10 protein-coding genes are annotated in these 13416 nt (G+C 66.6%); all 10 read left to right on the forward strand.

All coding sequences use genetic code 11. The features are described from left to right. The first annotated feature begins 21 nt into the window (after positions 1–21). The 10 genes from ACQR1H_RS29695 to ACQR1H_RS29740 all read left to right on the forward strand — a co-directional run bounded on the left by ACQR1H_RS29695 (position 22) and on the right by ACQR1H_RS29740 (position 13284). Positions 22–1461: an extracellular solute-binding protein gene (locus ACQR1H_RS29695; protein WP_315804166.1), complete on the forward strand. Its 1440-nt coding sequence runs from the start codon at positions 22–24 to the stop codon at positions 1459–1461. Between the two features lie 104 nt (positions 1462–1565). After that, positions 1566–2492, forward strand: a complete 927-nt coding sequence (locus ACQR1H_RS29700; RefSeq protein WP_315804165.1) for a carbohydrate ABC transporter permease — start codon at positions 1566–1568, stop codon at positions 2490–2492. A gap of 11 nt (positions 2493–2503) precedes the next feature. Continuing rightward, on the forward strand, positions 2504–3361 hold the full coding sequence (locus ACQR1H_RS29705; RefSeq protein ID WP_316218246.1) for a carbohydrate ABC transporter permease: 858 nt from the start codon (positions 2504–2506) through the stop codon (positions 3359–3361). A gap of 6 nt (positions 3362–3367) precedes the next feature. Continuing rightward, the gene (locus tag ACQR1H_RS29710) at positions 3368–4471 is read left to right on the forward strand and encodes an ABC transporter ATP-binding protein (protein WP_434864205.1); all 1104 of its coding nucleotides are present in this window, start codon (positions 3368–3370) and stop codon (positions 4469–4471) included. 15 nt (positions 4472–4486) lie between these two features. Beyond that, the gene (locus tag ACQR1H_RS29715; RefSeq protein ID WP_434908672.1) at positions 4487–5596 is read left to right on the forward strand and encodes an ABC transporter ATP-binding protein; all 1110 of its coding nucleotides are present in this window, start codon (positions 4487–4489) and stop codon (positions 5594–5596) included. 2 nt (positions 5597–5598) lie between these two features. Then, complete coding sequence (locus ACQR1H_RS29720; protein WP_434908602.1) at positions 5599–7179, forward strand: FGGY-family carbohydrate kinase; 1581 nt, start codon at positions 5599–5601, stop codon at positions 7177–7179. After that, the gene (locus tag ACQR1H_RS29725; RefSeq protein WP_434847039.1) at positions 7172–8212 is read left to right on the forward strand and encodes a 2-hydroxyacid dehydrogenase; all 1041 of its coding nucleotides are present in this window, start codon (positions 7172–7174) and stop codon (positions 8210–8212) included. Before ACQR1H_RS29720 ends, ACQR1H_RS29725 begins: the two co-directional genes overlap by 8 nt. Positions 8213–8230: 18 nt before the next feature. Then, positions 8231–8977, forward strand: coding sequence for a class II aldolase/adducin family protein (locus tag ACQR1H_RS29730; protein WP_434838286.1), 747 nt, complete (start codon positions 8231–8233; stop codon positions 8975–8977). Beyond that, the gene (locus tag ACQR1H_RS29735; RefSeq protein ID WP_434908603.1) at positions 8974–10482 is read left to right on the forward strand and encodes a glycerol-3-phosphate dehydrogenase; all 1509 of its coding nucleotides are present in this window, start codon (positions 8974–8976) and stop codon (positions 10480–10482) included. Before ACQR1H_RS29730 ends, ACQR1H_RS29735 begins: the two co-directional genes overlap by 4 nt. A gap of 213 nt (positions 10483–10695) precedes the next feature. Continuing rightward, positions 10696–13284, forward strand: coding sequence for an ATP-binding protein (locus ACQR1H_RS29740; RefSeq protein ID WP_434908604.1), 2589 nt, complete (start codon positions 10696–10698; stop codon positions 13282–13284). Positions 13285–13416: the final 132 nt, after the last annotated feature.

Here is a 13416-nt window from a genome sequence, read left to right on the forward strand (position 1 = left end):
AAGAAACAAAGGGAGGGTTGAATGTACGATCGTGAGAAGAATCTCTTTGCGTCCTATGCCGGCAAGCGCATCAGCCGGCGTGATCTGCTCGACGGTGCCGCCAAGCTCGGCATTGCCGGTGTCGCCGCCAATGCCGCCTTTGCGTCCGCGATGTCGAAGGCGATGGCCGCTGACTTCAATTGGAAGGCGCATAGCGGCAAGACCGTCAAGCTGCTCTTGAACAAGCATCCTTACGTCGATGCGATGATCGGCGACATCGAGGCGTTCAAGAGCCTCACCGGCATGAACGTCACCTACGACATCTTCCCGGAGGACGTCTATTTCGACAAGGTGACGGCGGCGCTGTCGTCGAAGTCCGACCAGTACGACGCCTTCATGACCGGCGCCTACATGACTTGGACCTATGGTCCGGCCGGCTGGATCGAGGACCTCAACACCTACATCAAGGATCCCGCCAAGACCAATCCGGCCTTCGCCTGGGACGACGTGCTGCCCGGCCTGCGGTCGTCGACGGCCTGGGATGGCGTCGCCGGCTCCGAGCTCGGCTCCGGCAAGGCCAAGCAGTGGTGCATTCCGTGGGGCTACGAGCTCAACAACATCACCTATAACCGCAAGATATTCGACAAGGTCGGCGTCAAGCCGCCGAAGAACCTCGACGAGATGCTCGACGTCGCGGCCAAGATCACCAAGGATGCCGGCGGTCCCTACGGCGTCGGTGTGCGCGGCTCGCGCTCCTGGGCCACCATCCATCCGGGCTTCCTATCGGCCTACGCCAATTTCGGCCAGAAGGATTTCGTGATGGAGGGCGGCAAGCTCAAGGCCGCGATGAACACCAAGGCCTCGAAGGACTTCCACGAGAAGTGGGTCAGGATGATCCAGGGCTCGGGCCCCAAGAACTGGTCGACCTACACCTGGTACCAGGTCGGCACTGATCTGGGCGCCGGCGCCTCCGGCATGATCTTCGACGCCGACATTCTCGGCTACTTCATGAACGGCGGCGAGAACAAGGAGCGCGGCAATCTCGGCTACGCGCCGTTTGCAGCCAATCCGGCCGCCAAGGCGCCGACGCCGAACGTCTGGATCTGGTCGCTGGCGATGTCGAGCTTCTCCAAGCAGAAGGATGCGGCCTGGACGTTCATGCAGTGGGCGGCCTCCGTCGAGCATGATCTGTTCGGCGCCCGCAAGATGGACTTCGTCAATCCGGTCCGCGCCTCTGTGTGGAAGGACAGCGAATTCCGCGACCGCATCGCCAAGTCCTATCCCGGCTATCTCGAGCAGCATGACCTCTCGGCACCGGGAGCGAAGATCTACTTCACGGCGCAGCCGCTGTTCTTCGACCTCACGACGGAGTGGGCGGCCTCGCTGCAGAAGATGGTGGCCAAGGAGATCAGCGTCGACGAGGGCCTCGACAAGCTGGCCGAGAGCATCAACCGTCAGTTGAAGCAGGCCGGCCTCGGCTGAGGCTGGACGCGGACTCTCCACGACCACCCGCCGGTCCGGCCGCTCCCCCACGGGCGTCCGGACCGGCCCATCACCGCGAATGTGTGATCACGCCTGTCATGAGCATGGCTGAACTTGTCGAAACCAACGCGGCGCCGCGCCGCGCGAAGAGATGGCGCGGACGGCTGCTGCCATATCTGCTGAGCCTGCCGGCGCTGCTGGTCTGCATCGCCATCCTGGTGCCATTCGTGACCGCGGCGATCTATTCGCTGCAGCGCTACCGGCTCAACCTGCCTTACTTGCGCGGCTTCATCGGTGTCGACAACTACATCGACTTCCTGTCCGATCCTGCGTTCTGGAACACGCTGCGGATCTCGCTCGTCTACACCGCGGTGACCGTGATCGCCGAACTGCTGCTCGGCCTCGGCATCGCGCTCCTGCTGCGGCGGCCGACGCGCTTCCACAACGCCGTCTCGATCATGCTGCTGCTGCCGCTGATGACGGCGCCGGCGATCGCCGCGCTGATGTGGAAGCTGATGACCAATCCGAGCTTCGGCATCCTGTCCTATCTTGTCGGCCTGTTCGGCGCGCACGATTTCAAGTGGGCGTCCGATCCGTCGACCGCGCTGTTCACCGTCGTGCTGGTCGACGTCTGGGTCTACACGCCCTTTATCATGATCCTGCTCTTGGCCGGCCTGCGCTCGCTGCCGCGGCAGCCGTTCGAGGCGGCGGCGCTCGACGGCGTGCCGGCGAGCTTCGTGTTCTTCCGCATCACCCTGCCCATGCTCGCGCCCTACATCATCACGGCGTCGCTGTTCCGGCTGCTCGACTCCATCCAGCAGTTCGACATCGTCTATGCGATGACGCAGGGCGGCCCCGGCGACCGGCTGATGGTGTTCCAGGTGCAGGCCTATCTGGAATTTTTCCAGTACACCAATGTCGGACGCTCGGCGGCGCTTTTGATGATCCTGTGGCTGATCACCAACATCCTGTCGAACATCTTCATCAAGAACTGGCTGCGGCTGCGCGAACGCGCCCACGGTCACGCCTGAGGAGGCCGCCGATGGATCATTCCAGTCTCGCCGGGCGCATCTTCCGCGGCATTGCGCTCTCGCTGGTGCTCGTCTTCTTCATGTTCCCGATCGTCTGGATCCTCATGATGTCGTTCCAGAGCAACGAGCAGATCCTGCGTATCCCGCCGCGCATATTCTTCGAGCCGACGCTCGCCAATTACGAGGCGCTGATCTCCGGCCAGTTGCGTACGGCCGCCGGCAATCTGCAGATCTCGTTCATGCGTAACCTCATGAACAGCTTCATCCTGTCAAGCGCCTCGGTGGTCCTGGCACTGCTGCTCGGCGTGCCCGCGGCCTATGCGTTCGCGCGGTTCAAGTTCAAGCTCGGCGAGACCATCGCGTTCACGCTGCTGTCGTTCCGCTTCGCGCCGCCGCTCCTGGTGCTGCTGCCGCTGTCGCTGTACTACCAGCAGCTCGGCTTGAACGACACGTATTTCGGCATCGTCTGGGTCTACCAGCTGATCGCGCTGCCGCTGATCCTGTGGATCGTGCGCGGCTATTTCGAGGACATCAGCCCCGACATCGAGCATGCCTACCGGCTGGCCGGGCATTCCTGGCGCGAGGCCTTCACGCGCATTGCCGTTCCGTTGGCGGGACCCGGGATCGCGGCGGCGGGCTTGCTGTCCTTCATCTTCTGCTGGAACAATTTCGTGTTCGCGCTGATCCTGGCCTCCGCCGACAAGCAGCCGGTGACGGTCGGGGCGCTCGCCTTCGTGACGGCGTCCGGCATCCAATATGGCCAGATCGCAGCCGCAATCGTGCTGTCGGTGACGCCGACCTTGCTGCTCGCGCTCTATGCGCAGCGCTATCTGGTCGAAGGTCTCTCGCTCGGTGCAGTGAAGGGTTGAGGATACATGGCGCGTCTCGAACTCCAATCGGTCGACAAGAGCTTCGGCGCCGCAAGCTGCGCCAAGGGCGTGTCGCTCGCGGTCGAGCCCGGCGAGATCGTCGCGGTGTTCGGCCCGTCCGGGAGCGGCAAGACCGTGCTGCTGCGCATGATCGCCGGCATGTTCGAGCCTGATGCGGGCGACATCCTGGTCGGGGGCCGTTCGATCGTCGATGCGGCGCCGGAGCAGCGCGGCATCGGCATGGCGTTCCAGAACTTTGCGCTGTTTCCGCATATGAGCGCGCGAGACAACATCGCCAGCGGCCTGCGGGCGACGGGCGCAGCCGATGTCGCGGCGAAGGTTGCGGCGATGAGCCGGCTGTTGAAGATCGAGCACGTGCTCGGCCACAAGCCTCGTGAACTGTCGAACGGCCAGAAGCAGCGCACCGCGCTGGCGCGCGCTCTGATCGGCAATCCTGAGGTGCTGCTGCTCGACGATCCCTTGCGCAACGTCGATGCCAAGCTGCGCTACGAGATGCGGCTGGAGCTGCCGAGCCTGCTGCGCCGGAGCTCTGCGGCGGTGCTTTATGTGACGCAGGATTATCGCGAGGCGATGGCGATCGCCGATCGCATTGCCGTGCTGATCAATGGCCGCCTGGTGCAGGTGGCGCGTCCGGAGGAGATCTATGCGCGGCCGGCGTCGGTTGCGGTGGCGCGGCTGTTCGGCGATCCCAGCATCAATCTCTCGGAGGTCGTGCCGGTGGTGGAGCAGGGCCGGTTGATAGCGGCTATCGCCGGGACGCAGGTCCGGCTCGACGTCGATGATCTGCCGGCGGATGCGCGGGAGCGCTGCTGGCTGGGCGTGCGGCCGGACGATGTCGCGGTGACGCGCCATGGCGGTGAAGGCGCGATCCCCGCACGCACCGTCGCCGTCACCCCGATTCATGAGCGTGCCGTGGTGCTGCTGCGCTTTGCTGACGGATCCGAGTGGCTGGCGGCGCTGGCGCCCGAGGCGCTGGAAGCCGGCGCCGACGAGGACGTGTTCGTGCGGTTCGTGCCTGAAGCGGTGCTGCTGTTCGACCACGCGACGGGAGACCGTATTGGTGTCTTGCCGCGTCGGCAGGCGGCGTGAGGATGTGAGATGGGCATGCTCGAGATCCGCAACGTCGACAAGGTCTATCACAGCCGAGGCAAGGCGCCGGTTCACGCGGTGCGCGCGCTCGACATGGAGGTGAAGGCCGGCGAGATCGTCGCGCTGCTCGGCTCGTCCGGCTGCGGCAAGACCTCGACCTTGCGCATGATCGCCGGCTTCGAGAGTGTGAGCTCTGGATCGATCGCGCTGGCGCAGCGGCCGATCCATGATCTGGCGCCGGCGAAGCGCAGGGTCGCGATGGCGTTCGAAGGCTATTCGCTGTATCCGCCGCTGACGGTGCGCGAGAATATCGCCTTCGCCCTGAAGGCGCAGCAGTTGTCGCGCGTCGAGATCGCCCACCGCGTCGACAGCATCGCCCGCCTGGTCGAGATCGAGGACATTCTCGATCATCATCCGCGCGCGCTCTCCGGCGGCCAGCAGCAGCGGGTGTCGCTGGCGCGGGCGCTGGTGCGCGATGCCGACCTTTATCTGCTCGACGAGCCGATGGGCCAGTTGGAGCCGCAATTGCGCGCGGTGCTGCGCGGCCGCATCAAGGGCCTGCTCGCCGAGCGCGGCATGACCGCGATCTTCGTGACCCATGACCAGACCGAGGCGAGCGCGCTCTCCGATCGCATCGCCGTCATGGAGGATGGCGTGCTGCAGCAGTTCGCTGGGGAACGCGAGCTGAAGAACCGTCCGGCCAATCTGTTCGTCGCGAGCTTCATCGGCGAGCCGCCGATGAATCTGCTGGAGACTGTGGTCACGCAGGACGAAGCGAGGTTTCGCCTGGCGGTGGGCTCCGAGATGGCGTTTGAAATTCCCCGGCAGACGCTGGACGTGACGGGACAACAGGCACTGGCGCAGGCCGATCGGATCAAGGTCGGCATCCGGCCGCAGCGGATCGCGATCGGCAGCGGCGAGGCGCGGCTGCGCGTGGTCTCCAACCAGTGGCTCGGCGATCAGTCGCACATTGCGGGCGAATGCGCCGGTCATCTGCTGGTCGCGGTGACATCGAGCAAGATCGCGGCGCGGCCGGGCGATGTCGTGCCCTGCGCGCTGGAGTCACGCCATCTCCACATTTTCGGCGCCGACGGCATCTGCGTCCGCCACGCGGAGGCGCGCTGACCATGACCTCGGCTGCGACCCGCGACGTGATCATCGGCATCGACGCCGGGACCTCGGTGATCAAGGCGGTCGCGTTTGCGCGGGATGGCCGCCAGCTCGGCGAGTTCGCGATTCCGAACAGCTACACCACCTTGCCCGGTGGTCGTGTCGAGCAGGACATGGAGCGGACGTGGGCCGACACTGTCGCCGCGTTGCGCGGCCTGGGCGGCGCGCTGCCGGACCTGTCCCGTCGCGCCGCCGCGATCGCCGTGACCGGGCAGGGCGACGGCACCTGGCTGATCGACGCGGACGGCCGTCCAGTCGCGCCCGCGCTGCTGTGGCTCGACTCGCGCGCGGCAGGCTTCGTTGAGACCTTCCGAGGCGGCGAGCGCAACGCCGCGCATTATCAGCGCACCGGATCGGGGCTCAACGCCTGCCAGCAGGGGGCGCAGCTGGCCTGGCTGCAGGCGCATGACGCAGAGATGCTCGAACGCGCGGGTACGGCGTTCCATTGCAAGGATTGGCTCTACTTCAAGCTGACAGGCGAGCGGACCACCGATCCGTCCGAGGCGACGTTCTCCTGCGGCGACTTTCGCCGGCGTGGTTTCGACGGCGAAGCCGCGCGTCTTGTCGGGATCGCCGATTCCGCGCGCCTGTTTCCGGATGTCGTCGATGGTGTCACGACGACGCATGGCTTGACCGCGGCGGCCGCGGCCGAAACGGGCTTGCCCGATGGCGTGCCGGTGTCGCTCGGCTATGTCGATGTCATCTGCAATGCGCTCGGTGGTGGGCTGTATGATCCCGCACCCGACGTCGGCTGCACCATCATCGGCTCGACCGGCATGCACATGCGGCTGGTGAACGGCGCCGACGCGGTCAAGCTGAATGCCGAGGCGACCGGCTATACGATGCCGTTCCCGGTGCCCGGTCACTATGCGCAGATGCAGTCGACCATGGCTGCGACCTTGAACATCGACTGGCTGCTCGATGTCGCGCGCGGCGTGCTCGCCATGGAAGGCATCGCGAGGTCGCGCAATGATCTGATCCGGCGCCTCGACGAGCATGTGCTCGCGGCGAAGGTGGGCGAGCTGCTGTATCATCCGTTCATCTCTGACGCCGGCGAACGCGGCCCCTTCGTGTCCCACGAGGCGTCCGCCCAACTGGTCGGCCTGCGCATCCGCCACGGCTACTGGGATCTGATGCGCGCCGTGATGGAGGGACTGGCCTTCGCCGCACGCGACTGCTACGCGGCGATGGGACCGCTGCCGAGGGAAATTCGCCTGACCGGGGGCGCGGCGCGCAGCCGCGCGCTCGGCGCCATTCTTGGTGCGGCACTTGGCAGCACGATTCGAGTCTGCCGTCGCGAGGAGGCCGGCGCATCGGGCGCGGCGATGATCGCGGCGGTTGCGACCGGGCTCTACCCGGACATGATGATCTGCGCGGAGGAATGGGTGAGACCGTATCTGGATGAGCCGCAAGCGCCGGATGCGGCGCTGGCGGAACGTTATGCGCAATTGTTCCCGGCCTATGTCGACGCCCGTCTTGCGGCACGGCCGGTCTGGAAGCAGCTCGCCGCGCAGCGCACGGGTGCCGATCATGTCTAGCTCCATCGCCATCATCGGCGACCGCTTCATGCTGCCCTCGGTGTTCGCCGAGCGCATCACGGCAATCTGCGGCGATGGCATCGACATCCGCATGCTTGAGCAGCCCTGGCCGGATGAGCCGATGGAGCACGGCTATGCCGGCTCGAAGCTCGACGGGCTCAAGGAGTTCATGGGCGATCCTGACGAGCTCGCTGAGTTCATCGGCGAGGCACCCCTGCTGGTGACGCATCTCGCGCCGATCTCGCGCGCGATGCTGCAGCGGCTGCCGAGCCTGAAATTCATCGCGGTGTCGCGCGGCGGTCCGGTCAATATCGACATGCAGGCGGCGCGCGATCACGGCGTGCTCGTCGTCAATACGCCCGGACGCAACGCCAGCGCGGTGGCGGAATTCACCATCGGCGCGATGCTCGCGGAGACCCGGCTGATCCGCAGCGGCCACGAGTCGATGCGGGGCGGTGAGTGGCGCGGCGATCTCTACCGTGCGGATCGCACGGGACGCGAGCTCGGCGAGATGACAGTCGGCATCGTCGGCTATGGCGCGATCGGCACCCGCGTGGTGAAGCTGTTGAAGGCGTTCGGCTGCAAGATCCTGGTGACCGACCCTTACGTCCAGCTCAGCGCCCAGGACCGCAACGACGGCGTCGAGCACGTCGCGCTTGCCGAGCTGCTGTCGCGCGCCGACGTCATCAGCCTGCATGCCCGCGTGACCGCGGAAACCACCGGCTTCATCGATCGCGATGCGCTGGCGCGGATCAAGCCGGGCGCGATCCTGATCAACACGGCGCGGGGGCCGCTGGTCGACTATCACGCGCTCCATGACGCGCTCAGCTCGCAGCGGCTTGCGGGGGCGATGCTCGACACCTTCGCCGTCGAGCCGGTGCCGCCGGACTGGCCGCTGCTGCAGCTCCCCAACGTCACGCTGACGCCGCACATCGCCGGCGCCTCCGTGCGCACCGTCACCTTTGCCGCCGACCAGGCGGCCGAAGAGGTTCGCCGCTATCTGGCCGGCGAGCCGCCGCTCAATCCCTGCTGACGACGAAAGGGTTTCGACATGAATCGCGAGGAACGGCTGATCCGCGAGACCATCATCGCCAAATGCCGATGGATGAATGCGTCGGGGCTGAACCAGGGCACTTCGGGTAACATTTCCGCCCGCTACAAGGACCGCATGCTGATCACGCCATCGGCGACGCCCTACGACTCGATGAAGCCGGAGATGATCGCGGCGATGCCGCTCGAGGGTGACTACGGTTCCTGGGAGGGGCCGTTGAAGCCCTCGACGGAATGGCGCTTTCATCTCGACATCATGCGCGGCCGTCCGGATGTCGGCGGCGTGGTGCACACCCATTCGACCTACGCCACCGTGCTCGCCATCGCGCGCAAGCCGATCCCGGCCTGCCACTACATGATGGCCGCGTTCGGCGGCACCGACATTCGCTGCGCCGGCTATGCGCGGTTCGGCACGGCCGAATTGTCCGAGCTTGCGCTGGAGGCGCTGGAAGGCCGCAACGGCTGCCTGCTGGCCAATCACGGCATGATCGCGGTCGGCGCCAATCTCGACAAGGCGATGTGGCTTGCGGTCGAGCTCGAGACCATCGCGAAGCAGTACTATCTGTCGCTCGCGCTCGGCCAGCCGCACATCCTCGGCGACGCGGAGATCGCCGAGACAGCGCAGGGCTTTTCCACCTATGGCCTGCAGGAGCCCAAGGCGAAAGCGGCGAAGCCGGCCAAGACCGCGACGAAGGCGCGCGCGGCCGCGCGCAACAAGCCAGAGAAGAAGCGCAGCAGCAAGCGATGAATGCGACGGGCTCACGCAGCGGATCCGATCACGGTCAGTTTGACCTCGCCGTGATCGGCGGCGGCATCAATGGCGCTGGTATCGCCCGTGATGCCGCCGGCCGCGGCCTGAAGGTGCTGCTGTGCGAGAAGGACGATTTTGCCCAGGGCACCTCGTCCCGTTCGGGCAAGCTGATCCATGGTGGTCTGCGCTATCTTGAGTACTACGAATTCCGCCTGGTGCGCGAAGCGCTGATCGAGCGCGAGGTGCTGCTGGCCTCGGCGCCGCACATCATCTGGCCGATGCGCTTCGTGCTGCCGCACTCGCCGGAGCAGCGTCCCGCCTGGCTGGTGCGCACCGGGCTGTTCCTCTATGACCATCTCGGCGGCCGCAAGCAGCTGCCGGCCAGCCGCAACCTCGATCTCGCGCATGAGCCTGAGGGTGCGCCGCTGCGCCCCGAGTTCCGGCGCGGTTTTGAATATTCGGATTGCTGGGTCGACGATGCCCGGCTGGTGATCCTCAATCTCGTCGATGCTGCGCGCAAGGGCGCCATCATCCTGCCGCGCACCCGCGCCGTGAGCGCGCGGCGTGAGGGCGATGCCTGGCGGCTGGAGATGCGCTCCGAGAATGGCGAGGTGCAGATCGTCCGCGCGCGGGCGCTGGTCAACGCCGCGGGGCCATGGGTGCAGGATGTAGTGCAGGGTGTCGCCGGGCTCAACTCCGCGCACAATGTGCGGCTCGTCAAAGGCAGTCATCTCGTGGTGCCAAAATTCTGGAGCGGATCGCAGGCCTATCTGCTGCAGAACACCGACCGCCGCGTCATCTTCGTCAATCCCTATGAGACCGATCTGGCGCTGATTGGGACCACCGACATCGTGCATGATGGCCGCGCAGACGACGTCGCTGTCGATGGTGCTGAGATCGACTATCTGCTCGCGGTGCTCGATCGCTATTTCCGGGCCGCGCCGGGCAAGGGTGATATCATTCACGCCTTCTCCGGGGTGCGGCCGCTCTACGATGACAACGCCGACAATCCGTCGGCAGTGACGCGCGACTACGTGTTCGAGGTGCACGGTGCACCCGGGCAGCCGCCGCTGCTGTCGATCTTCGGCGGCAAGATCACGACGTTTCGCCGGCTCGCCGAGCAGGCGATGGAACGCCTCGCGCCGTGGTTTCCGCAGATGGCGCCGGCATGGACGGCGGGCGCGCGGCTTCCGGGCGGCGATCTCGGCGCGCCGTTCGATCGGTTCCTTGCCGATCTCGCCGGCGCGTATCCGGGATTGCCGCGCGATGTGGTAGCACATTATGCGCGGCTCTACGGCACCCGTGCGCGCGATCTGCTCGGAGCGTCCCGCAACGTCGGCGATCTCGGCCGCCATTTCGGTGCCTCCTTCTATGAGCGCGAGCTCGTTTTCCTGCGCGAGCAGGAGTGGGCCGTCACGGCCGCCGACATCCTGGACCGGCGTACCAAGCATGGCCTGCATCTGAGCCGCGCCGAGCGCGAGGCGTTCGAGCTCCAGCTTTGATCGTGTCTTGACGCGTCGAGCCTCTCCGCGACCGCCGCAGCCCCTGGCGGGTGCCGATGACACGCCCTGGCAAACCGTGCTATCGAGCGCCCGCGATATGGATCGCGACGCGCCTGGAGACGCGGAATTCGGCACAATCCGGACCTTCGCCGATGCTTGACGCGCCGATCGATTCTCAATCAAACCGCCCGACGACCTCCTGAATGCGACGCCATGCCGGACCAGATCAAAGCGAGAGCCGACCATCGGCGCGGTCCGCGGCAGGCAGGCATCGTCGACGCCTGGACGAGGTTCGCGTCCGGCTCCTGGATGGACCGGCGCTGGACTCCCTGGATCATCGTGCTGAGTGGCCTCGTGCTGGCGCTGCTGTGTGATGCCTTCGTGGCGCACATGCTTTCCGTCAACTATCGGGAGACCTATCGGACGACCGAGGCCGCCAACGGCGATCTCGCCCGCGCGCTCGAAGAATACATGTTGCGCAACATCCAGGGCGTCGACGTGCTCTTGAACACGACGATCGACAGTCTCAAGCAGGACCCATCGCTGCTCACCGCCGGCAATCCGGCCCTGATCAACGAGTTGAAGCGCAGGGTGGTGCCGTACCCCGCCGCGGGCGGCATCGTCGTGCTGGATGCGGACGGCAATCTGCTCGGCGACAGCGCCGGCAACGGAGTTCCCGGCCGCGAGAACAATTTCGCCGATCGGGCCTATTACAAGGTCCAGCGCGATGACCCCGGCAGCGGTCTGTTCATCGACGTGCCGGTGGCCTCGCGCGTGAACAGGGGTCGGTTCATCGCGGTCAGCCGCGCCTTGATGATGCCGGACGGACGATTTGCCGGCGTGATCGTCGTGGCTGTGGACTACGAGAATCTGCGGCAGTTCTTCCTGTCGCTGAACGTCGGGCAGCGCGGAACGGTGACGCTCTATCGCGACGACGGCACGATCCTGCTGCGCACGCCGCATGCCGACGATTTCGCCGGCCGCAACGTCCGGTCCAATCGCCTGTTCAGTCTCTATCTGCCGCGGGCGCCTCACGGCAGCTTCGAGGGCAGCGGCATGACGGACGGCACGTCGCGGAGCATCAGCTATCGGCGCGTCGCCGGCCTGCCGCTCGTGGTGACCGTGGCGCGCGACCCGATCGAATATCTGGCCGGCTGGAAGAACAATGCGCTGTACTACAGCGCCATCGCCGCCGGCCTCAATCTGCTGATCGCGGGATTCGGCCTCGTCCTGGCGCGGCAATGGCGGCTGCGCGCGGCGTCCGAGCAGGCGCTGCGCGACAATTTCGAGCAGCATCTGCTGGTCACGGAGAACGTGCCCGCGCTGATCGTCCAGGTCGGCGCCGATGGTGACATCCGCTATGCCAACCGCGTCGCGCGCGAATGGTATGCGCAGCCGCCCAGCGGGATCGGCCGCAGCCGCCGGATCGACGACTACATCGATCCGGCCCGGCGCGGCGAGGTGAGGCCGAAGATCGAGGCCGCGCTGGCCGGCCGGACCGCGGGCGGCGAGGAGAAGATCGCGTTTCCCGACGGCCGCGAACGCTGGTGCGAGACCATCCGGGTGCCGGATCGCAGCCAGGACGGCACGGTGCGCGGCTATTTCGTGCTGTCGGTCGACATCACCGAGCGCAAGCGCATCGAGGACGAGCTGCGGCAGGCGCAGAAGATGGAGGCCATCGGCCAATTGGCGGGCGGCATCGCGCACGACTCCAACAACATGCTGGCGGCGACGCTCGGCAATCTCGATCTGCTGCTCGACGCGCTCCCGCCCGGCGAGAGCTCCCGCCGCAGCATGGTCGAGCGGGCGATCGAGGCGGCGGAGCGGGTCGCCGATCTCAACCGCCGCCTGCTGGCCTTCGCCCGCAAGCAGGCGCTGCAGCCGCAGGTCACCGACGTGAACCAGCTCGTCCGCGGGATGACGACCATCCTGCAGCGGACGCTCGGCGAGAACATCGAGATCGCATTGGCGCAGGACCCGATGCTGTGGCACTGCCTGATCGACCCGACCCAATTGCAGAACGCGCTGCTCAATCTGGCGCTCAATGCGCGGGATGCGATGGACGGCGGCGGGCGCCTGACGATCACGACGACGAATGCCGTGCTCGACCAGCCGCTCGACGACGGCGACGAGCGCATCATGCCCGGCGACTACGTGACGATCGCGGTGTCGGACATGGGAGCCGGCATGCCGCCCGAGATCGCGCGCCGCGCCTTCGAGCCGTTCTTCACCACCAAGGAGTTCGGCAAGGGCAGCGGCCTCGGCCTCAGCATGGTCTATGGCTTTGCGCGGCAATCGGGCGGCACGGTGCTGATCGACAGCCGGGTGGCGGAAGGCACCTGCGTCACGCTGTATCTGCCGAGCGCGGGGCCGGGCGTCGGCAGTCGCGCGCGGGCCGGTGCGGCGCGGCTGGCGCGGCCGCAGACCGGCGAACGGATCCTCGTGGTCGAGGACAATCCGCTGGTCGGCGCGATGGCATCGACCATGCTGACCTCGATGGGCTACGGCCCGGTTGTCGTCACCCATGCGACGGCCGCGATCGCCGCGCTGGAGCGGTCGGATCCGTTCGCGCTGCTGCTGACCGACATTCTGCTGCCGGACGCCATGACCGGCATCGACCTGGCGCGCGAGGTGCGCCGCAGATGGCCGGAGCTGCCGATCGTCTTCATGTCCGGCTTCGCCGATCCCTCGCTGGTGCCGGAGGAACTCCGGGCGACGACCGCGCTGCTCGCCAAGCCGTTCCGGCTCGGCCAATTGTCGGAAGCGATCGTGTCGGCCCTGGCCGGCCGGAAGGCGATCTGAGCCCGCGGCGATCATGCGGGGAGCGATCCATCATTCGTCCGATCGTCGGCGCCGTCCGGGCAAGTCGTCTCCGCCTCGCGGCGCGCGATGCGTCCGAGCTGTGCCGGTCGTTTCGCCCTCGAAAGCCGAGGG

Origin of the sequence: Bradyrhizobium sp. HKCCYLRH2015, assembly GCF_051168215.1 — a bacterium.
Taxonomy (GTDB): Bacteria; Pseudomonadota; Alphaproteobacteria; order Rhizobiales; family Xanthobacteraceae; genus Bradyrhizobium.